At 70.9% G+C, this 23,103-nt stretch carries 19 protein-coding genes; 3 read left to right on the top strand and 16 right to left on the bottom strand.

Going from position 1 to position 23,103, the window contains the following annotated elements; genetic code table 11:
• Positions 1-2: 2 nt before the first annotated feature.
• Positions 3-2,231 (bottom strand): tetratricopeptide repeat protein, encoded by a 2,229-nt coding sequence (locus tag ACFT4A_RS37825; RefSeq protein ID WP_382839901.1) that lies wholly within the window; start codon positions 2,229-2,231, stop codon positions 3-5.
• A gap of 66 nt (positions 2,232-2,297) precedes the next feature.
• The gene (locus ACFT4A_RS37820; RefSeq protein WP_382839899.1) at positions 2,298-3,146 is read right to left on the bottom strand and encodes an oxygenase MpaB family protein; all 849 of its coding nucleotides are present in this window, start codon (positions 3,144-3,146) and stop codon (positions 2,298-2,300) included.
• A 206-nt stretch (positions 3,147-3,352) separates the two neighbouring features.
• Here ACFT4A_RS37820 and ACFT4A_RS37815 point away from each other — a divergent pair, with 206 nt between their 5' ends.
• Entirely contained in the window at positions 3,353-4,876 is a 1,524-nt protein-coding gene (locus ACFT4A_RS37815) for an ABC transporter substrate-binding protein (RefSeq protein WP_382839896.1), read from the top strand.
• Between the two features lie 5 nt (positions 4,877-4,881).
• Positions 4,882-6,636 carry an ABC transporter permease subunit gene (locus ACFT4A_RS37810; RefSeq protein ID WP_382839894.1) on the top strand — a complete coding sequence of 585 codons (1,755 nt, stop codon included), beginning with the start codon at positions 4,882-4,884 and terminating at the stop codon, positions 6,634-6,636.
• Between the two features lie 35 nt (positions 6,637-6,671).
• Here ACFT4A_RS37810 and ACFT4A_RS37805 read toward each other — a convergent pair whose 3' ends face one another.
• The 9 genes from ACFT4A_RS37805 to solA form a co-directional block, all read right to left on the bottom strand.
• Positions 6,672-7,655 carry a D-2-hydroxyacid dehydrogenase gene (locus ACFT4A_RS37805; RefSeq protein WP_382839893.1) on the bottom strand — a complete coding sequence of 328 codons (984 nt, stop codon included), beginning with the start codon at positions 7,653-7,655 and terminating at the stop codon, positions 6,672-6,674.
• Position 7,656: 1 nt separating this feature from the next.
• On the bottom strand, positions 7,657-9,147 hold the full coding sequence (locus ACFT4A_RS37800; RefSeq protein WP_382839891.1) for an NAD-dependent succinate-semialdehyde dehydrogenase: 1,491 nt from the start codon (positions 9,145-9,147) through the stop codon (positions 7,657-7,659).
• A 41-nt stretch (positions 9,148-9,188) separates the two neighbouring features.
• Complete coding sequence (locus ACFT4A_RS37795) at positions 9,189-10,469, bottom strand: NAD(P)/FAD-dependent oxidoreductase (RefSeq protein ID WP_382839889.1); 1,281 nt, start codon at positions 10,467-10,469, stop codon at positions 9,189-9,191.
• A 104-nt stretch (positions 10,470-10,573) separates the two neighbouring features.
• The gene (locus ACFT4A_RS37790) at positions 10,574-11,413 is read right to left on the bottom strand and encodes an ABC transporter permease (protein ID WP_382839887.1); all 840 of its coding nucleotides are present in this window, start codon (positions 11,411-11,413) and stop codon (positions 10,574-10,576) included.
• The gene (locus ACFT4A_RS37785) at positions 11,410-12,312 is read right to left on the bottom strand and encodes an ABC transporter permease (RefSeq protein WP_382839885.1); all 903 of its coding nucleotides are present in this window, start codon (positions 12,310-12,312) and stop codon (positions 11,410-11,412) included. Before ACFT4A_RS37785 ends, ACFT4A_RS37790 begins: the two co-directional genes overlap by 4 nt.
• Before the next feature lie 3 nt (positions 12,313-12,315).
• The gene (locus ACFT4A_RS37780) at positions 12,316-13,452 is read right to left on the bottom strand and encodes an ABC transporter ATP-binding protein (RefSeq protein ID WP_382839882.1); all 1,137 of its coding nucleotides are present in this window, start codon (positions 13,450-13,452) and stop codon (positions 12,316-12,318) included.
• On the bottom strand, positions 13,445-14,542 hold the full coding sequence (locus tag ACFT4A_RS37775; protein WP_382839880.1) for an extracellular solute-binding protein: 1,098 nt from the start codon (positions 14,540-14,542) through the stop codon (positions 13,445-13,447). Before ACFT4A_RS37775 ends, ACFT4A_RS37780 begins: the two co-directional genes overlap by 8 nt.
• A 35-nt stretch (positions 14,543-14,577) precedes the next feature.
• On the bottom strand, positions 14,578-15,252 hold the full coding sequence (locus ACFT4A_RS37770; RefSeq protein WP_382839877.1) for a haloacid dehalogenase type II: 675 nt from the start codon (positions 15,250-15,252) through the stop codon (positions 14,578-14,580).
• A gap of 112 nt (positions 15,253-15,364) precedes the next feature.
• Positions 15,365-16,501: an N-methyl-L-tryptophan oxidase gene (gene solA, locus ACFT4A_RS37765; protein WP_382839874.1), complete on the bottom strand. Its 1,137-nt coding sequence runs from the start codon at positions 16,499-16,501 to the stop codon at positions 15,365-15,367.
• A 281-nt stretch (positions 16,502-16,782) separates the two neighbouring features.
• On the opposite strand from solA, the gene ACFT4A_RS37760 reads away from it, so the two are divergent.
• Complete coding sequence (locus ACFT4A_RS37760) at positions 16,783-18,405, top strand: PucR family transcriptional regulator (protein WP_382839872.1); 1,623 nt, start codon at positions 16,783-16,785, stop codon at positions 18,403-18,405.
• A gap of 229 nt (positions 18,406-18,634) precedes the next feature.
• On the opposite strand, the gene ACFT4A_RS37755 is transcribed toward ACFT4A_RS37760, so the two are convergent.
• The 5 genes from ACFT4A_RS37755 to ACFT4A_RS37735 form a co-directional block, all read right to left on the bottom strand.
• Positions 18,635-20,020 carry an aldehyde dehydrogenase family protein gene (locus tag ACFT4A_RS37755; RefSeq protein WP_382839869.1) on the bottom strand — a complete coding sequence of 462 codons (1,386 nt, stop codon included), beginning with the start codon at positions 20,018-20,020 and terminating at the stop codon, positions 18,635-18,637.
• Entirely contained in the window at positions 20,017-20,451 is a 435-nt protein-coding gene (locus tag ACFT4A_RS37750) for a cupin domain-containing protein (protein ID WP_382839866.1), read from the bottom strand. Before ACFT4A_RS37750 ends, ACFT4A_RS37755 begins: the two co-directional genes overlap by 4 nt.
• Before the next feature lie 23 nt (positions 20,452-20,474).
• On the bottom strand, positions 20,475-20,777 hold the full coding sequence (locus ACFT4A_RS37745; RefSeq protein WP_382839864.1) for a putative quinol monooxygenase: 303 nt from the start codon (positions 20,775-20,777) through the stop codon (positions 20,475-20,477).
• Positions 20,774-21,856, bottom strand: coding sequence for an Ldh family oxidoreductase (locus ACFT4A_RS37740; protein WP_382839861.1), 1,083 nt, complete (start codon positions 21,854-21,856; stop codon positions 20,774-20,776). The genes ACFT4A_RS37745 and ACFT4A_RS37740 overlap by 4 nt, the downstream gene beginning before the upstream one ends.
• Before the next feature lie 105 nt (positions 21,857-21,961).
• Positions 21,962-22,687, bottom strand: coding sequence for a GntR family transcriptional regulator (locus ACFT4A_RS37735; protein ID WP_382839858.1), 726 nt, complete (start codon positions 22,685-22,687; stop codon positions 21,962-21,964).
• Between the last annotated feature and the right edge of the window lie 416 nt (positions 22,688-23,103).

The raw sequence follows: 23,103 nt of genomic DNA, 5'->3' as shown, positions 1-23,103 counted from the left end.
TGTCACCGCCCAGCCGACGCCCGCTGCTCCCGCAGGGCCGCCACCTGGCGGTAGAGCGCCACGGCTTCGGCACCGCGGCCCAGTTGCTGCAGGCAGTGTGCCTCGTCGTTGCGGCTGGCGAGGGTGTCGGGGTGGTCCGCGCCGAGGACGCGTTCGCGGGCGGCGGCGACGCGCCGGTACTCGGTGAGCGCGTCGGCCCAGCGGGCCAGCCAGCCCAGGCCGACGGCGACCTCACGGAGGCTGACCAGGGTGTCCGGGTGGTCCGGGCCGAGGACCCGCTCGCGGACGGCGGCGACGTCCCGGGACTCGGCGAGGGCCTGCTCCCAGCGGCCCAGCCGTCCGAGGTTGACGCAGCGGCCGTGGCGGGCGCGCAGGGTCTCGGGATGGGTGGGGCCCTGGACGCGAGTGCGGTCCTCGGCCAGGTCGCGGTAGAGGTCCAGGGCCTCCGCGCTGCGGCCGAGGCGGCCCAGGCTGATGCCGATCTCGTGCCGGGCGGCGAGCGTGTCCGGGTGGTCGGCGCCGAGGGCCCGGGCGCGAGCCCCGGCGACCTCACGGTAGGTCTCCAGGGCTTCGGCCCAGCGACCCAACTGTCCCAAGGCGTAGGCGACTTCGTACCGGGTGACGAGGGTGTCGGGATGGTCCGGGCCGAGCACCCGTGCGCGGGCTGCGGCGACCTCGCGGGCCATGCGGTAGGAGTCCTCCAGGCGGCCGAGGCGGCTGAGGTTGAAGGCCAGGTTGTGCCGGCAACGCAGGGTGTCGGGGTGGTCGGGCCCCATCGTGCGCTCCCGGGCGGTGAGCACCGAGGTGTACACCCGGTGGGCGTCGAAGGGACGGCCCAACTGGCCGAGCACGTAGGCCATCTCCTGGCGGGCGGCGAGCGTGTCGGGGTGGTCGGCGCCGTGGCTGCGGATCCTGGCCTCGGTGACGTGCTTGTACTCGCGCAGGGCGTCCTGGGCGCGGCCGGTGCGGCTGAGGGTGAAGGCGACCTCGTAGCGGCTGGCGAGGGTGTCGGGGTGGTCGGGGCCGAGGAGGTGCTCGCGTTCGGCGGCGACCGCCCGGTGCACCTCCCCCGCTTCGGCCCAGCGGCCGAGCCGGCCGAGGCTCAGGCCCGCGTTGTGCCGGCCGGCCAGGGCGGTCAGGACGTCCGGGGACGGGGTGGGCCGTTCCTCGGGGACGGGTTCCTCGACGGGGCCGGCGGCGGGCCGGGCGATCCATTCGCCGGAGAGTCCGGCCGCCGGGTCCGGCGGTGCGGTGCGCAGCCCGGCGCCGGCCGCCTTGTGGCCGGTGGTCATGCCCTGGGTCCAGGACGGCAGCCGGCCCGCTCCCGCCAGCGCGTCAGGCGCGGGACGGGCCGCCAGCACGGTCGGGACATACGCCGGCGCGGCCCGGTGCATGCTGATCCGGCGGGCCAGCTCACGGGCGTCGTCGGGTCTTTGGCCGGGTTCCTTGGCCAGCAGGTCCAGAACCACGCGCTCCAGGTACTCGGGCACTTCGCGGCGGTGTTCGCGCAGCGGCCGGGGCGGGGTGTCGCGGTGGCCGACGAGGATCGCCCAGGGGTCGTCGAGGTCGAACGGCGGTACGCCGGTGGCGATCTCGTAGAGCACGCACCCGAACGAGTACAGGTCACTGCGCTGGTCGACCTCGGTGCCGCTGATCTGCTCCGGGGACATGTAGTGCGGGGTGCCCATGGCGATGCCGGTGCCGGTCAGCCGGGAGGTGAAGCCGATGTCGTGGCCGAGGCGGGCTATGCCGAAGTCGCAGATCTTCACGGTGCCGTCGCCGAGCCGCACGATGTTGGCCGGTTTCAGGTCGCGGTGGACGATGTTCTGTTCGTGGCAGTACGCGAGGGCCGCGGCGACCTGCTCGGCGATCTCCACGACGTCGGCGACCGGCAGCGGGTGCTGCTTGTTGTCCTCCAGGAGCTGACTGAGATTGCGGCCGTCCAGCAGTTCCATGACGAGGTAGAGGACGCCGTCGGACTCACCGAAGTCGTGCACGACGGTGATGCCCCGGTGCTGGAGCGCGGCGGCCACCCGGGCCTCGCGCCGGAACCGCTCCCGGAGTACCCGAGTGAAGGCGTGGTCGTGGTTGGGGCCCAGCGGTTTGAGGCATTTGACGGCGACGTGCCGGCCCAGGGACTCGTCCCGTGCCCGCCACACCTCCCCCATGCCGCCGCGCCCGATCAGATCGAGCAGCCGGTATCGGCCGTGGATGAGCCTGGTCTCCCCCATGTCGCGCGACGCTCCCCCCGGTAGCTGTTCGCCCGCTCCTCCCACTGGCCCACTCAGTATGGCGGCCTATCGTCCGAGTTTGTACGGTGCCGGGCGCGCGTCGGGGCCGAGCCTCGCCATGGCGCTCAGGATGTGTTTGGGCGGGAGTTGCCACCGCAGACGTGCGGGAACCCGGCGCAACAGGAGACCTGTGAGGCGCAGTTGCCGGGCGGCGGTGGCGGGTGCGGGGGCCGGTCTGCCGTACAACTCGTGGGCGTACGGTGGCAGAGAGGCGTACGCCAGTTGTGCCACGTGCCGCCAGAGCACCTCCCGCGCCGGTACGAGGAGCGGGTGCGTCGGCGGGTGGAGGAGGAAGTCGTCCACTTCGCGTGCCTCGGGTCCGGCGGCCAGGTCCGGGCGCACCTTCTCGAAGTAGGCGGCCAGTTCGGCCCGGTCGGCCGGTACGGTGCCCGGATCGAGTCCCACCAGGCGTGCGCTCTTGCGGTGTTCGCCGATGTAGCGGTCGGCCTCGGCGTCGGTGAGCCGGAGCCCGGAACCGCGCAGCACGTGCAGATACGAGTCGATCTCGGCGCAGTGGACCCACAGGAGCAGGTCGGGTTCGTCGACGCCGTAGCGCTCTCCGGTGTCCGGGTCGGTCGCCGTCAGCATGCGGTGGATCTTCCGGACGCGGGCGCCCGCCCGCTCGGCCGCCTCGGTGGTGCCGTACGTCGTCGTGCCGACGAAGTGCGCGATGCGCATCAGCCGGCCCCAGGCGTCCCGGCGGAAGTCGGAGTTCTGCATGACGCCGCGCACGGCGCGCGGGTGCAGGGCCTGGAGGTAGAGCGCCCGGATGCCGGCGATCCACATCATCGGGTCGCCGTGCATCTGCCAGGTCACCGACTCAGGAGTGAACAGCCCCGGGTCCGCGCCCGTCATGCGCCTCACCTCCGCCCGGCGCCCACGATGACACAGCTCGAACAACAGGTCGACACCGCGGGAGCACCAGCAGCACCGTCCAGTCGTTGAGATTTCACCCACCCGGTTAAAGGTTTGGTAAGGCTCCCCTTATAGGCTGACGCCGCCGATCAAGCCCGCACCGGGCCGCAGCGGCATGCCCGGCCTCCCGCACGACAGGACTCGACATGCGCACCACCTCCCGCGGCCTCATAGCGGCACTCGCTCTCATCCCTCTGCTGGCCGGCTGCTTCGCACCGAGCGACAGCGGCGACGGCGAGGGCGCCGGAGGGAGATCGGGCGGTCGGCTGCGGGTCGCGCTGGCCGTGCCGCCGGTGCAGGCGTTGTCCCCGTACAGCAACGACGCCACCGTGCTGAGCAAGCTGTCCGTCGCCGAGGGCCTCACCGCCCTCGACAGGAACGGCACGGCCAAGCCCGCGCTGGCGAAGTCCTGGAAGCAGGACGGCGAGACGAGCTGGACCTTCGAACTGCGCAGGGCCACCTTCCAGGACGGCACCGAACTCACCGCCCGGTCCGTGGTCGACGCGCTCGACCACGCGGGACAGGCCGAGCCCAAGCCCCGCGTCCTGAGCGATGTGGCCCTCACCGCGAAGGCCGAGGACGCCGACACCGTCACCCTCACCACCAAGTCGCCTGACCCGGTGCTGCCGCTGCGGCTGGCCAGTCCCGCACTCGCGATCCTGTCGGCGAAGGCGTACGCGAAGGACGGCGCCGTGAGCCCGGTCGGCACCGGCACCGGCCCGTTCGAGATCACCCGGCTCGGTGGCAAGGCCAAGGCGACGCTCACCCGCTTCGACGACTACTGGGGCGGCAAGGCGAAGGCGCCGGGCATCGACGTCAGCTGGATCGCCGACGGCACGGCCCGCGCGAACGCCCTGCGCGGCGGCGAGGCCGACATCGCCGAGTGGATCCCCACCGCCCAGGCGAAGCTGCTCGACGAGGGCACCCGGCACGAAGTGCCCTCCGTGCGCACCGACAGCCTGATCCTCAACACCGGCGGCGGCCTGTTCACCGACGCCGGTCTGCGTGCCGCCGCCCGCGAGGCCGTCGACGGCTCCGCGCTGGTCGACTCCGTCTTCGGCGGCTACGCCGACCCCGCCGAGGGCCTGTTCGGGCCCGCCGTGCCCTGGGCCGCCGACCGGCGTGTGAAGGTGACCGGGCGTGCCGAGGCGGCGACCACCGCCCGGGTGAAGTCCAAGACGAAGGGCAGGACCCTGCGGCTGGCCACCTACACCAACCGGGCCGAGCTTCCGGAGGCCGCCACCGTGCTCCAGCAGCAGCTGGAGAAGGCCGGGTTCACGGTCAAGCAGGACGTGCGCGAGTACACGCAGATGGAGGCCGACCTGCTCGCGGGGAAGTACGACGCCCTGGTCTTCTCCCGGGTGACGCTCCTCGACACCGGTGACGCGGTCGACTACCTCGCCAGCGACTTCACCAGCGACGGCGTCTACAACCTCCCCGGCCTGAAGGACGCCGCGGTGGACAAGGCCATCCGGGCCGCCGCCGCGGAGCGCGACACGGAGCGCCGCCAGGAGAAGATCATGAAGGCGGAGGCGGAGATCCTGCGCACCGACGCCGTGCTGCCACTGGTCCACGAGCAGGCCGTGCAGGGCATCGCGGCCGGTGTCGAGGGCGTGATCCTCGACCCGCGCGAGCGCTCGCTCGTCGACGTCGACACCCACGTCAAGTAACCCGCATGAGCGTCGCCCACGCCCCGGCCGCCCGCCTGTCCCCCTGGCCGGCGGCGGCCGGCCGTGTGCTCTCCGGAGTCGCGCTGCTCGGGGCGGTGGCTCTGCTGCCGTGGCTGACCGGCGCGGACCCGGCCCGCACGGTGCTGCGCGCCCGCTCCGCCGACCAGAACCCCACTCCGGCCGACCTGGCCGTCGTACGGGAGCAGTTGGGCCTGGACGAGGGGCCGCTCGCGCATCTCGCGCACTGGCTGGGCGGACTGCCGAGCGGGGACGCGGGCGTCTCGTGGGTGTCCGGGGAAGCCGTGATGCCGCAGGTGGGGACCGCCCTTTCGGTGTCGCTGACGCTGATGCTGGGCGCGTTCGTGGTCACCGTCGTGGTGGCCGCGCTGGTGTGCGCGCGGACGGTGTTCCTGGGCTCCCGGCGCCGGCTGCGGCAGGACCGCGCGGGTACGACGGCCGCCGTGCTGGCCGCGCTGCCCAAGTTCCTGCTCGCCTCGGTGCTGGCCACGGTGTGCGGGGTGTGGTGGGGGTGGTTCCCGTCCAGCGGCTGGGAGGGGCCGCAGTCGATGGTGCTGCCCTCGCTCGCCCTCGGCATCCCGTCGGGCGCGATGCTGGGCGGGCTGCTCGACCAGGCGCTGCCCGCCGCGTTCCACGAACCGTGGGCGCGCACGGCGTACGCCGTGGGCCTCCCGCCCTGCCACATCGCCCGGGGCGCGCTGCGCCGCACCCTGCCGGGCATGCTGCCGCAGTTGCTGCCGACCGTCGTGGGCCTGGTCGGCGGTGCTGTCGCCGTGGAGAAGATCTTCAACATCCCGGGGCTCGGCCGGCTCGCCCTGGAGGCCGCCGTCGCGCAGGACCTCCCGGTGCTGCAGACCGCGACCCTGGCCCTGGTCCTGCTCGGCGTGAGCGCCGGCGTCCTGATCCGGGCCCTGCGCCACGCGCTCCTCGGCCGTCCCCTGCGCGACGGCGCCCTGCCGGCGCTGCACCGGCCGCCGCTCACCACACCGCGTCTGCTGCGCCGGCTCACCGCGGCCTGTGCGCTGACCCTGCTCGCCCTCGTCACGGCGGGCCTCCTGCGCGACCCGCTGCAGGTCGACATGACGGCGCGACTGCTGTCCCCGTCCCTCGAACACCCCCTGGGCACCGACGCTCTGGGCCGGGACCTGCTGGCGCGGCTGGGCCACGGTGCGGTGCGCACGGCGGGGGTCGCTCTCGCCGTGACCACGCTCAGCGCCGTCACCGGACTCATGCTGGGCATGGCACCACGGGCGAGCGCCGGTCCGACGGAGGTCGTGTCGACGCTGCCCGCCGTCCTCGCGGGGCTGCTGATCGCGGGCGTGACCGGACCGTCGGTGTGGGGCGCGGCCTGCGCGGTCTGCGCGGTCGGCTGGAGCCCGTACGCCGCACAGACCGCCGCCCTGCTCGAACAGGAACGCGCGAGCGGTCACATCGCCGCGTCCGTCGCGCTCGGAGCGGGGCGGACACACCTGCTGCGCCGCCACCTGCTCCCCGCGGTGCTACCGGCCCTCCTCCGTAACGCCCTGCTCCGGCTGCCCACCACCGTCCTGGTTCTCGCCTCACTCGGCTTCCTCGGCCTCGGCGAACAACCGCCCACCCCCGAGTGGGGCCGCCTCCTCTCGGAGAACCAGCCGTACGCCGAACTGGCCCCCTGGACCGTGCTGGGCCCGGCCGCCGCGCTGGTGGTGCTCTCCGTGCTGGCGGTGACGAGCAGCGTTCTGGGACGCGAGAAGGCCGTGTGACACGGCCTCCACCGGAGGGGCGTCGCTCCTCACTTTCAGGCGGGGTGCGTCACGTCGACCACGTAGCCGCGACGTTTGTCGACGACATTGCGGAGCCGGCGGCCCTCGATATGGCGGGTGAGGTTGTCGAGGAACACCTCGATGAGTGCCTCCCGCTCGCTGGTGGTCTCGCCCGCCGTGTGCGGGGAGATCATCACGCCGGGCATGTCCCACAGAGGCGACCGCGCCGGCAGGGGCTCCTGGCCGAAGACGTCCAGGGCGGCACCTGCCAGCCGGCCGGCGGCGAGGTGGTCGACGAGCGCCTCCTCATCGACGAGTCCGCCCCGGCCGACATTGATCAGTCGCGCGCCCGGCTTCATCGCGGCCAGCACGGACGCGTCGACCATGCCCCGGGTGTCCTTGGTGAGGGGGGCGGCCAGGACGACGTAGTCCGCCTCGGCCAGGGCTGGGGGCAGAGTGGTCGAACCGTGGACGGTGCCGAAGTCGGGGTCGTCGGTACGGGCCTTGCGGCCGGCGCCGCAGACCCGCATCCCGGCAGCGCGCAACAGCCGGGCGGTGGCGCGCCCGATGGGTCCCGTGCCCCAGACCAGCGCGGTGCGTCCGGTGATGCTGTCACTGGGACGCGGACGCCACTCGCGGCGTTGCTGGTGTTCCCAGGTGCCGGGGAAGTCCTTGGCGAGGGCGAGGATCAGCCCGAGCACGTACTCGGCGGTCGGCTGGTCGTAGACGCCGCGGGCGTTGGTGAGGATGACGCCCGGGTCCTCGACGAGGGCGGGGAAGAGGAAGGAGTCGACGCCTGCGGAGGCCGCGTGGACCCAGCGGGGTGCCTTGTCGGGGCTGTCCGGCCAGGCTTCGCGGATGGCCGGGGTGATGGTGACCCAGGCCAGGAGGGCGTCGGCGCCGGGGAGGAGGTAGGGCAGCTCCTCCTCGGTCGCGTAGACCGTGTCCGTGAGCCGTTCGATGAGTGCTGTGGCGGGTGGCCGGTTGCCCCGGTAGAGGACGACGAGGCGGTCGGGCATGTCAGGCTCCGGTCGGGACGGCGATGTACTTGTACTCCAGGAACTCGTCGATGCCGACGCGTCCGCCTTCGCGGCCCAGCCCGGACTGCTTGACGCCGCCGAAGGGGGCGGCGGGGTTGGAGACGAGGCCGGTGTTGAGGCCGATCATGCCGCTCTCGAGGCGTTCGCTGACGCGTAGGGCGCGGTCGAGGTTCTGCGTGAACAGGTAGGCGGCCAGGCCGAATTCGGTGTCGTTGGCGGCGTCGATGGCCTCGTCCTCCTCGTCGAAGGTGATGAGGGCTGCGACGGGGCCGAAGATCTCGGTGTCGATGATCGCGGACTCGGCGGGAACGTCGGTGAGCACGGTGGGCGGGTAGAAGCAGCCCGGCCCGTCCGGGAGTTCGCCGCCGGTGAGCACCTTCGCTCCGCGCTTGACGGCGTCGCGTACCAGGTCATGGGCCTTGCTGCGGCCGGCGTTGTCGATGAGGGGGCCGACGTGGACGCCCGCTTCGGTGCCGGGACCGACCTTCAGGGCGGCCATGCGGGAGGCGAGACGGGTGGCGAACTCCTCGGCGAGGGAGGTGTGGACGTAGATGCGGTTGGCGGCGCAGCAGGACTCCCCCATGTTGCGCATCTTGGCGACCATGGTGCCCTCGACAGCGGTGTCGAGGTCGGCGTCGTCGAAGACGATGAGAGGTGCGTTGCCGCCCAGTTCCATGGAGGTGCGCACCACGGTGTCCGCGCACTGGGCCAGGAGGATGCGGCCCACCTGGGTGGAGCCGGTGAAGGAGAGCTTGCGGATCTTCCCCCAGCCTCCGGCCGGGGGGACTCCCATCTCGCTTCGCCCCCCGCGCAGCAGGGGTTCGACGACACCGGCGGCGTCGGTGGTGGTGACGACGTTGAGGACGCCGTCCGGCAGGCCGGCTTCCTTGAGGATCGCGGCCAGGGCGAGGGAGGACAGGGGGGTCTGAGGTGCGGGCTTGAGGACGATGGTGCAGCCGGCGGCGATGGCGGGGCCGATCTTGCGTGTGCCCATGGCCAGGGGGAAGTTCCAGGGGGTGATGAGCAGACAGGGGCCGACGGGCCGGCGGGTGACCAGCAGGCGGTTTCTCCCGTCGGGGGCGGTCGTCATGCCGCCGTCGATGCGGACGGCTTCCTCGGAGAACCAGCGCAAGAACTCGGCGCCGTAGGCGACTTCGGCACGGGCCTCGGCCAGGGGCTTGCCCATCTCCAAGGTCATCAGCAGCGCGAGGTCCTCGGTACGCGCGATGATGAGGTCATAGGCGCGGCGCAGGATCTCGCTGCGCACCCGGGGCGCGGTGGCGGCCCAGGCGGCCTGCGCGGCGACCGCCGCCTCGACGGCCCGTCTGCCGTCGGCGGGTGAGGCGTCGGCGACCTGGCACAGTTCTTCGCCGGTGGCCGGGTTGTCGACGGACAGGGTGCGGCCGGACTCGGCGTCCTGCCAGCGACCGCCGATGTACAACTGCTTGGGAACATCACGGACGACAGTCATCTTGGGTGTCTCCTTCTACGGGTAGAGGTGCTGCCGACCGGTCAGCGGATGCGGTCCAGCGTCTTGTAGTAGGCGCCCGCGAAGGGCAGGAACCAGGCGGTGCCGTTGTAGAGCGGGATGCGGGGCGGTGCCAGGTCGCGAACCGGGCTGGCCTCGGGGTGGCCGTCCATCACCTCGGCCATGACCTGCCCCATGTGTGTGGCCATCTGCACGCCGTGGCCCGCGTATCCCAGGGAGTAGTAGACGCCGTCCTCGGTCTGCCCGGCGTGCACGATGCGGTCCATCGCGAAACCGACGGAGCCGCCCCACACGTACTCGACCCTCGTCCGGGCGAGTTGGGGGAAGATCTCGCACATCTCACGGAACAGGACGGCCCCGCTCTTCTTGTCCGAGGTGGGGTCGGACGGTGCGAAGCGGGCGCGGCCGCCGAACAGCAGCCGGTTGTCCGGGGTGAGCCGGAAGTAGTGGCAGACCTGGTTGGAGTCGACGATGAGGCGGGCCTTGGGAATGATGTCCCGGGCAAGCTCCTCGCCGAGCGGCTCGGTCACGATGATGAAGCTGCCCAGGCAGACCTGCCGGCGGCGCAGCCACGGGAAGTTCTTGTCGGTGTAGGCGTCGGTGGCCATCATGACCTGCCCGGCGCGGATCACACCGCGTTCGGTGCTGACCTCGAACCGGCCGGCGGCGGTACGCCGTACGCCGATCGCCGCGTTGCGCTCGTGGATCTCGACACCGGTGCGCTCGCACGCCTCGGCCATGCCGCGCACGAAGCGGCCGACGTGCAGTGCAGCGCTGAACGGGTCGAGCAGGCCGCCGTGGTAGGCGTCGGAGCCGATCTCGGAACGCAGCTCGGACTTGCCGATCAGTGTGGTCTCGTGTCCGAAGTACTTGGCCAGGTCGCGCTGTTGGGCCTTCTTGCTCTCGAAGTGCGCGGGGCGGGATGCGACGCCCAGGCGTCCGACGCGACGGAACTGGCAGTCGATGGACTCCTCTTGCACGAGCCGCTCGACGGTGTCCACGGCCTCGCCGTAGGAGTTGTAGATCTCGCGGGCTCGTTCGAGTCCGTACCGGCGGATGGCCTGGCTCACGCCGATGGTGAAGCCCAGGTTCGCCATGCCTCCGTTGCGCGCGGAGGCACCGGAACCGATCTGGCTCTTCTCGACGAGGGTGACACGGGCGCCCTTGCGGGCTGCGTGCAGGGCGGTGGACAGACCCGTCAGGCCGGCGCCGACGACCACCAGGTCGGTGTCCTCGGTCAGTGGCTTGCCGGACCGGTCGGGGAACACCCCGGCGGTTTCCACCCAGTACGGGATCGTCTTCATTTCGGGACTCCTGCGGGAAAGTGGTCGGGGAGGGCGCGGCCGGGCCACCAGGGGCCCGGCCGGCGGCGCTGTCAGCGGTGGCGCGGCCCGTGCCGGCGCGAGGCTCAGGTGAGGGGTTCGACGGGCAGGACGTTCTGGCCGTTGCGGTGGCCGCCGAGTTTGCGGACGAGGGCGACCAGGGCGAGGGCGAGGATGGCGAGCGCGATGAGGACGGCGCTGACCGCTGTGACGGTGGGGTCGACGTCGAACTGCAGGGCGTTGAAGACCAGGACCGGCAGGGTGCGGGTGTCGGGGGTGGACAGGAACTGGGCGATGAAGAACTCGTCGAAGCTGGTGATGAAGGAGAACACCGCTGCGGCGATCAGGCCGGGTGTGGCCAGGGGGAAGGTGATACACCGGGCGATGGTCATCCGGCCGGCACCCATGCTGGCGGCGGCGTCTTCGAGCCGTTCGTCGATGCCCTTCAGGGTGGAGATCATGATGAGGATCGCGATCGGTGCGGCGAGCACCGTGTGCCCGAGGGCGATGGCCAAGGGACTGCCGAGCATGCCGGCCGGTTCGAAGAACAGGAACAGGCCGAGTGCGATGACCACCTGGGGAATGAGCATCGGCGCCAGGACCAGGCCATAGACCGCCGCGTGCAGCGGCAGCCGGCCACGGGCCAGGGCGGTCGCCGCGGTGACTCCCAGGATCAGGGAGAACACCGTGGTCAGTGCGGCGACCAGGCTGGACAGGGCGATGGAGGTCGCCCAGTTGCCGCCGGGCGCGGCCATCTGCTCGTACCAGCGGGTGCTGTACTGCTCGGGCGGGAAGGTGCCGATACCGTCCGCGCCGAAGGAGGTGACCAGGATGATCACGATGGGCAGCGCCAGGAAAAGCAGGATGGCGGTGGCGCTCAGCGCGCGGCCGAGGTGTCCGGCCCGGGTGGGAGGCAGTTCCATCATGAGCTGCTCCTTCGTGCGTGCGCCCTGGTGCGGCGCAGCTTGGCCAGGCCGAGCACGCCCAGGCCGGCGAAGGTGAGCAGGAGCAGGATCACGCCGAAGGCGGCGGCGGAGTTCCACTGGTCCTGCTTCATCACCTGCTGATCGATCAGCGCCGCGACGACGGTCTGCTGGTCGCCGCCCATCAGGGCGGGGGTGATGTAGTAGCCCAGGCAGAGGATGAAGCTGAGCAGACCCGCCGTGCCGATACCGGGCGCCACGAGCGGCAGGTAGACACGGCGGAAGATCGTCAACCGTGTCGCGCCGAAGCCTGCCGCCGCGGCCAGGAGCCGGCCGTCGACGCCCCGCATCGCGCCCTGCAGCACCAGGACGGTGTAGGGGAGCATGACGGAGGTGGTGCCGATGACCACACCGGTCTCGTTGTACAGCAGCGAGTACGGTGCGCCCGGCGCGTGCAGCGAGGTGGCCAGCGTGTTGATGAGGCCGTGCTCACCGAGCATGATGATCCAGCCGTAGGTGCGGACCAGAGCGCTGATGAAGTGCGGCACGACTACGACCAGCATGGCCAGGGCGGCGAAGACGGGCCGCATCCGGGTGATGGCGTGCGCCAGGACGAAACCCACCAGCAGACTCAGCAGCGCGGTCTCGGCGGAGATCCGCAGGGTGGAGACCAGAACGGACAGATTCACGCCGCTGAGCGCGTCGGCGTACCAGTGCAGCGTGAAGCCGCCACTGTCGCCCTCCAGGCTCAGGGAGAGCACCCCGATGATCGGGTAGACGAACAACACCAGCAGGAACACCGTGACGGGGACGGCGTTGACCAGGGCGATGCGGGAGCGGTGTCCGCGCTTCTCGGACGACTTCACACGCACCTTGGTGGGCGCGACAGCGGTGCCGGCCACGGCTCACCCCCCGTCCGTGGCGTCGAAGACACTGACGTCGTCCCGGTCAGCGGTCACACAGACCCGCTCGCCCGTGCGCGGCGGGACGCCGGCGGTCTCGATCCGCAGCGGCGGCGTCCCCGGAGCGGCACCGTCCAGACGGACCGTGATCCGGGTCAGCGAGCCGACGTAGACGGCCGTCTCGACCGTGCCGGTACAGCAGCTCTCCTCGGCGCTGACCAGGCGGAGCTTGCCCGGCCGCACCGCGGCGCGCACGCTCTGTCCGGGCACGCAGGGGTGGGCACGGGCAGTGAGCACACCGCCGGTGTCGAGGCGCACCCGGGTGCAGCCGTCCTCCCCACTGTCCTCGACCTTGCCGGTGAGGAAGTTGGCGGCGCCGAGGAAGTCGGCCACGAACGGGGTGCAGGGGTGTTCGAACAGGCCGCGAGGGGTGTCGAACTGCTCGATGCGGCCGTCCTTCATGATGGCGATCCGGTCCGACAGGACCAGCGCCTCCTCCTGGTCGTGTGTCACATAGACGACGGTCAGGCCGAGTTCACGCTGAATGGACTTGATCTCGGTCTGCATCTGGTCGCGCAGCTTCTTGTCCAGCGCGCCCAGCGGTTCGTCCATCAGCACGATCGGCGGGCGGTAGACCAGTACCCGGCACAGGGCCACGCGCTGCTGCTGACCACCGGAGAGCTCACGGGGCTTGCGGCCGGCGAACTTCGACAGGCCTGCCGCCTCCAGGGTCTCGCCCACGCGGCGGCGGATCTCCGCCTTGGGCACCCCGCGCAGCTGGAGGGGGAAGGCGACGTTCTCCGCGACCGTCATGTGCGGGAAGAGCAGGTACTGCTGGAAGACGAAACCGAAGTCGCGCTTTCCGGGGTTGAGTTTGGTGATGTCCCGGCCGTCTACGGTGATGCTGCCGGAGTCGGGTTCGGTGAACCCGGCGAGCATCATCAGCGTGGTGGTCTTGCCGGAACCGGAGGAGCCGAGGAAGGTGACGAACTCACCGGCCGCGATCTCCATGTCCACGCCATCGACCACCGTCGTCCCGCTGTAGGACTTCCGCAGGCCCGTCACGGACAACGGCTTACCGGTCGGCGAGTTGGACCCCGGGGCCACGGCCGAAGCGAGGAGTTTGGTCCGCTCAGGCATCGGCCCACTCCCGCCAGCGCTTGGTGACCGCCTCCAGGTTCTTGTCCCACCAGGCCACATCGGTGTCGAACCCGGTCTTCAGGTTCTGGGGCGAGGTCGGCAGCGTGGCCAGGACATCGTCCGAGAGCAGCTTGGTGGCAGCGGGGACGACCGGGCCCTGCGGGAAGAGCTTGGCGAAGGCCGCCTGCACCTCGGGACGCAGGGAGAAGTCGATCAGCTTGTAGGCCGCGTCCGTGTTGTCCGCGCCCTTCGGGATGCCCCAGCCGTTGGTGAGCCGCCGGGCGCCGTTCCACTGGTAGGCGACCGGCACGCCCTGCTTGATCAGCTCGTCAGCGCGGCCGCTCCACAGGCTGGTCATGACGACCTCCTTGCGGCCCAGCAGCACCGCCGGGAGGGCGCCGGTGTTCCAGAACTTCTTCACGTCGCCGCGGATCCGTGACATCGAGGCGAACGCCCGGTCCAGGTCGAGCGGGTACAGCTTGTCCAGCGGCACCCCGTCGGCCAGTAGCGCGAACTCCAGCTCCGGGTAGTCCGCTTCGGCGCTCTGCAACGAGCGCTCACCGGCGAAGGAGTGGGTGTTCCAGAAGTCGGCCCAGCTCTTCGGTGCGCGCTTCAGACTGTCCGTGCGGTAGGCCATCAGGCTCGCCCAGACGTTCTTGCCGACCGCGTGTTCCGGCAGCTGGTGCTCCGCGATCCCGGCACCCTTGACGCTCTTCAGCCGGTCGTGGTCCACCGCCTCCAGACAGTCCAGGCGGGCCATCTTCTGGAAGATCAGCAGGGTGTTGTCCATCAGGTCGACCTGCGGCCGGCCCTGCCTGACCTGAGCGATGATCTGCGCGGACTGGTAATTGACCGTGGTGACCGTGATGCCGGTCGCCTTGGTGAACGGCTCGTAGAGCGCCTTGGTGAGAGCGTCGTTGTAGGCGCCACCGCTGTTGCTGACGACGATCTTGTTCTTGCCGCCGCCACCCGAAGAGCCGCGGCTTCCGCCGGAACCCATGAGAGTGCCGCATCCGGTCACCGCAGTGGCAGCGGCCAGAGCACCTGCGGTGCGCAGTACGGTTCTGCGTCCTATCCGGTTGTCTTCCATGGCAGAGCCTCCTGGATATCGCTGGGGTGGGGAGTTCAGATGCCGAGCATGCGGTTGAGCTCGTCCAGGGACTTCACCGGCACGTAGTCGTAGCCGTGGGTCACGGGGTCGTAGCCGCGGTCCAGGAGGATCAGGTTGCGGAAGCCCATGTCGTGCATCGGCATCAGGTCGTAGCGAGTGTGCGAGGAGACGTGCACGAAGTCCTCGGGCGACGCGTCGAGCTGGTCGAGCATGTACTCGAAGGCGGCGTAGCGGGGCTTGTAGTAGCCGGCCTGCTCCGCCGTGTACACCGCGTGGAAGTCCGCGCCGAGCCGGGGCACGCTCTCCTCGAGGAAGGAGTCGTCGGCGTTGGAGAAGATCACCAGTTTGTAGTGCTCGCCCATCTTCTTCAGCGGCTCCGGCACGTCCGTGTGCGGGCCCCAACTGCGCACACCGTCGGCGAACCGCTTGCCCGCGTCCGGGGCCGCCTTCAGACCCCACTTGCGGCAGACCCGCTCGAAGGAGTCCTGGAGCACCTGCTCGTAGGAGTAGTACTGGCCGCGGACCTGGTCGTAGCGGTAGCCGCGGAACTCCCGCACGAACTGGTCCCACTGCGCGGCTGGGATCTGGTCGCCGACCAGCTCACGCGTGATGGGGGTGATCGGGTACTCGATCAACGTGCCGTAGCAGTCGAACGAGACGTACTTCGGCCGGAACGAGGGTTCGCTCATGGAAGAGCTCCAATTCTTCGCTGCAGGAATAGGGCGTGGTTCAGTATTTGTCATTGTTTTTCCGGCACATCGGTGACGGACTTCCCCACGGCGTGGGCGAGGTGACTTCAGGTCAGACGGCGCCGGCTTCGGCCGGTGCCAGAAAGCCGACGGGATGGTCCGTGGTGCCGTCGAGGGCCAGGTCGGCGGCGATCTCGCCCATGGCGGGCGAGAGTTTGAAGCCGCTGCCGGAGAATCCGGCCATGACGATGATGTCGTCCTCGCCGGGGAGATGACCGACGAGCGGGTTGCCGGAAGCGGTGTAGCCCTCCATGTAGACCGACAGCCTGATGGGGTCGGGGTTCAGGTCGGGCATCAACTCGCTGATGAGCTCGCGGAAGGTGGCGAGTTCCTCCGGACGGACCGTGCGGTCGAGGAGTTCGGGGTCGGGTACGGGCAGATAGCGTGCGAGAGAGAGGCCCAGCTTGACGGAGATGCCGTCGGGCGACGGAAGTCCGTAGCAGTCGTGAGGTGTGCTGCGTACGAAGGCGGGGGCGCCGCCGGCGAACCAGTCGTGGCGGGTGGGGAGGTGCCAGGAGCTGATCAGCCGGCGGACGTCGACCGCCCGCGGAAGGTCCGGGAGCAGGGTGTTGATCCAGGGGCCCGCGGTCACCACAGCGGTGTCCACGTGGTCCGTGCCCTGATCCGTGACGATGTGCACCCCGCCGCCTGCCGCGGGCGCGATCTCTCGCACCGGGGTGTAGCGGTGCAGCCTGGCGCCCAGTTGCTCGGCGCGGGTGGCGGCGGCCTGGATCGACGCCTCGGGCCTGATGACGGCGCCCATCCGGTCGAGGACGGCGGTGTGCCCGTCCGGGAGGCGGTGCTGCGGGTAGCGGCGGGCGAGTTCTTCCCGGTGCAGTACCTCGTGATCCAGCCGGTGGGTGGAGCTGGCGGAGAGGAGGAGGCGCATGGACGGCGACGCTGTTTCGCCCATCACCAGGCATCCGCTGCGGCGTCGCAGCGGGAAGCCGGTTTCGCGCTGGAGCCGGTCCCACATGCGGTCGGCGAGCCGCAGCAGCGGAATGTACCCGGGGTCACCGAGGTGCACGGCGCGGAAGATGCGGGTCTCGCCTCCGGCCGCGCCGCGGTCGTGGCCCGGCGCGAAGCGGTCGTAACCGATGACGTCGGCCCCGCGGGCGGCCAGTCGCCACATGGCCTGGCTGCCCATGCTGCCGGCACCGATCACGGCGACGCGCTTCGCTCTGCGCATGGGGTCGCTCCTTTCGCCGGGTGTGGCCTGTGTGGCAGTCGTGGCCCCAGCAGCGTGCGGACACCGTGCGGACGCTTCCAGTCCGTGCCCTGCTGGGGATGGCGTTCACTTTCGACCTGGGCGAATGCCCAGGTCAACCCACACTCTGTTCCACCTTGGGACCTTCTCGAGACGGTGTGTCACGGCGGACGGGCACACTTCGGAAAGTGCTCTTTCCCTCTTGTCACGGTGCTGAGCCGGTGCGAAGGTGACCCCCGGCCCCTCGGACGAAAGCACCCTCAATGCAACCCAGACGTCCCGCAAGCGGGCACTTCCTCACCATCGCGGAGGTTCTGCGCCTGCCCGTGCTCACCGAAGGGATGCCGCGTGTGCTGGCCGGCGAGTCGCAGCTGCACCGTTCGGTGCGCTGGGTGCACGTCACCGAACTGCTCAATCCCGCCGACTTCCTCGAGGGCGGCGAACTGGTCCTGACGACCGGCATGCCGTATCCCGAGGACGCCGCCGGGCTGCGTGACTACGTCGACCAGCTCGCCGATGTCGGCGCGGCCGGCCTGATCGTGGAACTCGGCCACCGGTACCGCAAGGTGCCCGACGAGCTGGTGGCGGCCTGCCGTGCCCGTGAGGTGCCGCTGGTCGAGCTGGCCCGCGGCGTCCGGTTCATCGACGTCACGCAGACGGTGCACGCGCTCATCCTCGACGCTCAGGGGGCACTGCTGCGCCGCGGGAGGGACATCCAGGACATCTTCACCGCCCTGACACTGCGGGGTGCGGGTCCCGAGGAACTGGTGCACACCACCGCCGAGCTCACCGGAGCCCCCGTGGTGCTGGAGGATCTCACCCACCGGGCCCTGGTGTGCGAGCTGCTCGGCCGACCGTACGAGCCGGTGGTGTCGGCCTGGTCCCGGCGGTCCCGGGCCGCGCCCACTCTGGCCAAGATCGCGCCGAGCGGCCCGGAAGGGTGGCTGATCGCGCCGGTGCAGGACCACCACGGACTGTGGGGGCGGCTGGTCCTGCTGGACAGCCGGCTGAGCGCGGAGCCCGACCCGGAACACGTCCTGGTCCTGGAGCGCGCCGCGGTGGCGCTGACCATGGCACGCCTGGCCGGGCCGGCCTGGTGGGAGCGCCGTGCCCACCGCTCGGTGCTGCGGGACCTGTACGAACGGCGTTTCCGCTCCCCCGCGGACGCCCGTGCCCGTGCCGAGGCCTTGGGGCTCCCGGCCTTCGGGCATCGCCTCTTCGCCGTGGTCATCCGGCACACGCGCACCGGCACCGAGGGCGAGCACCTCGACGAACGGGTCGCGAAGGCGCTGGCGCAGACCGGCATCCGGGCCCTGGTCGGCGAGACGGCCCCGGGCCGGATCGGCGTGCTCCTCGCACTGGCCCAGGCCAGCGCCTGGCAGCCGGTCGCCGAGCGGATCGGCCGCCTCGCACGCGAGGAACTCGGCCCGGAGGCCGTGGTCGCCGTCGGCCCCGGCGTGACCGACCTCTCCGGAATCGCCCGGTCATGGCAGGAGGCCGAGCAGACGGCCGAGGCCATCACAGCCGCCTCACCCGACCGCTGGTTCTACGTCCCCGCCGACGTCGAACTCCCCGAACTCCTGGGCGTACTACGGGAGGACACGCGCCTCCAGCGGTACGCGGAACGGCGGCTGGTCCGGCTCATCGAGCACGACGACCGCAACAGCGGCGACCTGCTCCCGGCACTGCGCGCCTATCTGACGGCGGCGGGGAACAAGTCGGTCGCGGCGAAGCGGGCCGGCATGTCCCGGCAGGCGTACTACCAGCGCCTCCACACCATCGAACGGCTCCTCGGCTGCGATCTGGAATCGGGCCTGCAACGCACGTCCCTGCACGTCGCGGTGCTGGTCCTGGACGCGGGAGACACGGCGGTTCCCGGGCCGTGACGCGCGCGTCGGGCGGACCGCGACCTGCGTTCCTGATCAGGCGCCTGCGAAACGAGGGGAGAGAACTTCGGCGCTACCGCGGTCCGCCGCGACCGCCGCCGACCTGTATACAGTCCTGAATCTATCTAGCTGTACAGGGGTGTGTCGACGATAAATCAGGAGGAAACCACGAGGTCAGGGGCGGTCGGCCGGCGGGCGTGCGGGCAGCACGAGGGCAGGGGCCCGATCGTCAGGCGGTGACCCAGTACGTGCGGGTGTTGGTGAACTCCCGGATGCCGGAGGCGGCCAGCTCCCGGCCGTAGCCGCTGCGCTTGGCGCCGCCGAAGGGCAGGCGCGGGTCGGACGCGACGATCGCGTTGACGAAGGCCGCTCCGCTGGTGATACGGCGGGCGAGGGCAACGCCACGGCCCGGTTCGGCCGTCCAGATGCTCAGCCCGAGTCCGAACGCGGTGGCGTTCGCGAGCCGTACGGCGTCCTCGTCGTCCTGGGCGACGGCGAGGGCGGCGAGCGGGCCGAAGGTCTCCTCGTCGAAGGCGGGCATGCCGGGGCCGGTCTCCGCCAGGACGGTCGGCTGGTAGAAGTACCCGTCGCCGGGCAGGGACTTGCCTCCGGTGAGGAGACGGGCCCCGGCGGCGACGGAGTCCTCGACCTGCCGCTGGATCGCCGCGCGCAGGTCGTCGCGGGCGAGCGGGCCGACCTGGGTCTCCCGGTCGCGCGGATCGCCGACACGCAGGGCTTCGACCCCGGCCACGAAAGCGGTGGTGAAGGCGTCCGCCACGGAGGCGCTGACGATGAACCGCTTGGCGCAGACGCAGCTTTGGCCCGAGTTGGTGAAGCGCGCCCGCACCGCCGCCGCGGCGGCCGCCTCGACGTCGGCGTCGTCGAGGACCACGAAGGCGTCCGAACCTCCCAGTTCCAGGACGGACTTCTTCGCCGCGCGTCCGGCCGCCGATCCGACGGCCGCGCCCGCCCGGTTGCTTCCGGTGAGGGTGACCGCGGCGACGCGGTCGTCCTCGATGAGCCGCGCTGTCACGTCCGGTACGTCGGGATCCGCGATGACCAGGGTGGTCACCAGGTGCTCGGGGAAGCCCGCTTCGACGAAGAGGTCCTGAAGGGCCAGGGCGCTGCCGGTGACGTTGGCGGCGTGCTTGAGCAGGACACCGTTGCCCGCCACCAGGGAGGGGACGGCGAAGCGCATGACCTGCCAGACGGGGAAGTTCCACGGCATGACGGCCAGGACGAGACCGGCGGGCTCGTACGCCACCCAGGCTTCCGCTCCGTCGACCTCGACGTGCTCGTCGGCGAGGATGCCGGGGCCTTGCCGGGCGTAGTACTCGGCGGTGACCGCCGACTTCTCCACCTCGCCCTCGGCCTCCCCCACCGGCTTGCCCATCTCGGCGACGGCCAGGGAGGCGAGGTGGTCCTTGTGCTCGCGCAGCGTGCGGGCGAGGCGGGCGGCGCGCGCGGCTCGCTCGGTCACCGGGACCAGCGCCCAGGCGCGGCTCGCGGCGTGCGCCCGCTCCACGGCGACCTCGATGCGGCCCATGTCCCAGCCTTCGTAGGTGGCCGTCTGCTCGCCGGTGGCGGGGTTGATGATCCGGATGGTGGCGCTCATGAGGTGGGTGCCCCTCCCTTGTCGCTCGCGGAGAGGTGCTCGAAGGTCTCGCCGGTCGCGGTGATGGTGCGGGTGACGTCCCGGCCTCCGTAGACCCAGTAGATCCGCATGACGCCCTCGCCCCGGTTGAAGAACCGGTGCGGGACGTCCGCCGGCACCCAGGTCGCCTGGCCGACCTCGAGGTCGAAGAACGCGCCGTCGATCTCGGCGGTGGCCTCGCCCTCGAGGATCAGGACCGACTCCTCGACGTTGTGGCTGTGCAGGGGCAGGCCGGTCCCGGGCTGGAAGACGGTCTGCCCGGTGGTGATGACCGCCTTCTCGGAATTCCACTTGCCGACGTAGGGGACGGTGGCGACGCCGCCGCCGCGGTCGAAGCGTTCGACCGCGTCGGGGTGGATCAGCAGGTTCGGCTGGGCGGGCTGGGTGCACATGGGATACGGCTCCGATCGGTCCGTCAGGAGTGGTGGAACAGGCGGCGGGAGAGGGTGTTGACCTGGCTGCCGGGGACGACGTACTTCGCCGCCGCCTCGCGCCAGACCTTGAAGTGGGGTGCGGCACGGTGGGCTTCGACGGCGGCCTCGTCGTCGTAGATCTCGTGGAAGACGAAGTGGTGGTCGTCCGCCAGGTCGCAGACGACGTCGAAGTAGCGGCAGCCCACCTCGTCGGTGAAGGAACGCTCGGCGTTCTCCTCGATGGCCTTGAGGAAGTCGTCACGGCAGCCCGGGACGACCTGAAGGGACACGGTCAGCGCGATCATGCGGGGAGCTCCTCGGGGGTGGCGGCGGGCAGGGGTACGGCGGTGGCGTCGGCGATGCTCGCGAGGGAGGCCCAGGTGTCGTCGACGAGCGTGATGCCCTCGGTGCGCAGGCGCTCGGCGCTGTGGATCTCCGGCTCGCCGGGGACGAAGATCTCGGCCGTGCCCGGGGCGGTGGAGGTGGACTTGGTCTCCTCGATCAGAGCCTCCATCCGGCGCTCGAAGTCGGCCGGGTCGGCCATCGACCGGATGTCGACGCAGATCAGCAGGTGACCGACGCCGCTGCGGCCGGTGGGCTGGTAGGGGCCGACCACGGACGAGCCGAAGGCGCTGCCGGTCAGCACGCCCGCCAGGACGTCGAACATGAAGGAGATGGCATAGCCCTTGTGGCCGGCCATCGGCAGGATCAGGCCCTCGATGGCCTGACGCGGGTCGGTCGTCGGCACGCCGTCCGCGTCGGCGGCCCAGCCCTCGGGGATCGGCTCGCCGCGCTCCCTGGCGTGGTAGATCTTGCCGCGTGCGACGGCGGTGTTGGCGATGTCCATCACGACCGTGCCGTAGCGGCCGCCCGGCGCGGCGATCGACCACGGGTTGGTGCCGACCCGCTTCTCCTTCCCGCCCCACGGCGCCATCGCCGGACTGGCGTTGGTGGCCAGCAGCGCCACGCAGCCCTCTTCGGCGGCCCTGCGGGTGAAGTACGCGGCCGTCCCGAAGTGCCCGGAGTCGCGCACCGCGACCGCGCTGATCCCGTGGCGACGGGCTCGCTCCACGCCCCACGTGACCGCGCGGTCGGTGAGGACCTGGCCGAGACCGTCGCGGCCGTCCACGACGAGGACGGCGCCGTTGTCGCTCACCACCTCAGGGGTGGCGACCGCGGCGGTCGCGCCACTCTCGATACGGCTGAGGTACCACGGCAGGCGCAGCATCCCGTGCGACGGATGCCCCCACAGCTCCGCGGTCACCAGCGTGTCGGCGAGCAGCCGGGCGTCCGCGGGCGGAACGCCGTGGGCTTCGGTGGCGGTGGCGGCGAACCCCAGCAGGTCGGCGGCGCCGACGGTGTGCGGCATAAGACGGCCCCTCATGTCGAGCAACTCTGTATCCATCACTGTATACAGCAATGGATCCCAGGAAACCACAGCGGGAAGAGCGCGGACATCACGCTCCCCGCCAAGTCCTCGAGCTGTGACTCAGCCCGCGATGTCCACTTGGACACCCACCCCAAGCGCCAGGTCGTGGCTGGTCAGACTGTCGATGAGAGCCTGCAGGGTCTGCGCGAGATGGTGCCGGCAGGCGGCCTCCGCCGCCTGAGCGTCCCCCTGCGTGATCGCCTTCAGCATCGCGCGATGCTCCTCCAGCGACGTCAGCATGCGCCGCGGTCCGCTGTGCGAGAGGTGCCGCAGCCGTACGGTCTGGCCGCGCAGGTCCCGGATCGTACGGGCGAGGTACGGATTGCGGCACGCGGCGATGACCGCCTGATCGAAGCCCTCCGTGACCTCATAGAACTCCTGGTAGGAGCGGACCTGCTCAGCGGCGTCCAGCGCACGGAAGGACTCGTCGAACTCCTCCAGCCGCTCCAGCAACCCACGGAACGGCACCAGCACCCGCTCGTCACCCGCCCCCGCCGTCGCGACCGACGCGGCCGCACGGGGCTCCAGCAGCATCCGGAACTCGAACAGGGCCCGCACCCCGCCCAGCGAGATCGCGGCGACCCTGGCCACCTCACCCGGTACGAAGTCGACCAGGCCGTCCCTGGCCAGCCGTCTGATCGCCTCTCGTACGGGCGTCCGCGAAGCGCCCAGCTCCTCGCTCAACTGGACCTCACTGAGCTTGGCGCCCGGGCGCAGCCGCAGCGACTCGATGTCACCCTTCAGCCGCTCGTAGACCGCTTCGCTCTTACCGGTTGCCCGAGCCATGAAACTCCCCGTCGCTCCGCCGCACATCACTCTGTATACAGAGTAGCGCGCGACTCGGCGTCAAACCTCTGACCGAGCGATTGACGCGAGTGCCCACCCCTCCTACTGCAGCGATCATTCCAGATAATCGTGTAGTGGTCACTACGGGAACCGGGTGCCCCGACAAGCGCCCGCACGCCCTCCCGCGTCCCTGGAAGGGGTCCTCCATGACTGACCCTCAGCACTCACCTGCTGGGCTCCGTCAGCCAGGGCATGCTGCACCACGCACACTGCCCGGTCATCACCGTCCCGCACGCGTCGGACGACGGAACGGCCCCATCTCCGAGCCTCCGCCAACTCGAAGTCGCAGGTAAAAGGGCTGGTGTGGCGGTCTCTCGGGATGCTCGTGCTGGTCGCGGGCGGCAGTCTGCTGAGAA

It is taken from the genome of Streptomyces sp. NPDC057099 (assembly GCF_042671245.1).
Lineage (GTDB): Bacteria > Actinomycetota > Actinomycetes > Streptomycetales > Streptomycetaceae > Streptomyces > Streptomyces purpurascens.
The sequence above is the reverse complement of the archived record's forward strand: the minus strand, read 5'-3'. Positions and strand labels throughout refer to the sequence as shown.

Bases quoted from the DNA above. Each gene is read 5' to 3' on its own strand.
- ACFT4A_RS37825 (WP_382839901.1), bottom strand. From the start codon at position 2,231: ATGGGGGAGACCAGGCTCATCCACGGCCGATACCGGCTGCTCGATCTG.
- ACFT4A_RS37820 (WP_382839899.1), bottom strand. From the start codon at position 3,146: ATGACGGGCGCGGACCCGGGGCTGTTCACTCCTGAGTCGGTGACCTGG.
- ACFT4A_RS37815 (WP_382839896.1), top strand. From the start codon at position 3,353: ATGCGCACCACCTCCCGCGGCCTCATAGCGGCACTCGCTCTCATCCCT.
- ACFT4A_RS37810 (WP_382839894.1), top strand. From the start codon at position 4,882: ATGAGCGTCGCCCACGCCCCGGCCGCCCGCCTGTCCCCCTGGCCGGCG.
- ACFT4A_RS37805 (WP_382839893.1), bottom strand. From the start codon at position 7,655: ATGCCCGACCGCCTCGTCGTCCTCTACCGGGGCAACCGGCCACCCGCC.
- ACFT4A_RS37800 (WP_382839891.1), bottom strand. From the start codon at position 9,147: ATGACTGTCGTCCGTGATGTTCCCAAGCAGTTGTACATCGGCGGTCGC.
- ACFT4A_RS37795 (WP_382839889.1), bottom strand. From the start codon at position 10,469: ATGAAGACGATCCCGTACTGGGTGGAAACCGCCGGGGTGTTCCCCGAC.
- ACFT4A_RS37790 (WP_382839887.1), bottom strand. From the start codon at position 11,413: ATGATGGAACTGCCTCCCACCCGGGCCGGACACCTCGGCCGCGCGCTG.
- ACFT4A_RS37780 (WP_382839882.1), bottom strand. From the start codon at position 13,452: ATGCCTGAGCGGACCAAACTCCTCGCTTCGGCCGTGGCCCCGGGGTCC.
- ACFT4A_RS37775 (WP_382839880.1), bottom strand. From the start codon at position 14,542: ATGGAAGACAACCGGATAGGACGCAGAACCGTACTGCGCACCGCAGGT.
- ACFT4A_RS37770 (WP_382839877.1), bottom strand. From the start codon at position 15,252: ATGAGCGAACCCTCGTTCCGGCCGAAGTACGTCTCGTTCGACTGCTAC.
- solA (WP_382839874.1), bottom strand. From the start codon at position 16,501: ATGCGCAGAGCGAAGCGCGTCGCCGTGATCGGTGCCGGCAGCATGGGC.
- ACFT4A_RS37760 (WP_382839872.1), top strand. From the start codon at position 16,783: ATGCAACCCAGACGTCCCGCAAGCGGGCACTTCCTCACCATCGCGGAG.
- ACFT4A_RS37755 (WP_382839869.1), bottom strand. From the start codon at position 20,020: ATGAGCGCCACCATCCGGATCATCAACCCCGCCACCGGCGAGCAGACG.
- ACFT4A_RS37750 (WP_382839866.1), bottom strand. From the start codon at position 20,451: ATGTGCACCCAGCCCGCCCAGCCGAACCTGCTGATCCACCCCGACGCG.
- ACFT4A_RS37745 (WP_382839864.1), bottom strand. From the start codon at position 20,777: ATGATCGCGCTGACCGTGTCCCTTCAGGTCGTCCCGGGCTGCCGTGAC.
- ACFT4A_RS37740 (WP_382839861.1), bottom strand. From the start codon at position 21,856: ATGAGGGGCCGTCTTATGCCGCACACCGTCGGCGCCGCCGACCTGCTG.
- ACFT4A_RS37735 (WP_382839858.1), bottom strand. From the start codon at position 22,687: ATGGCTCGGGCAACCGGTAAGAGCGAAGCGGTCTACGAGCGGCTGAAG.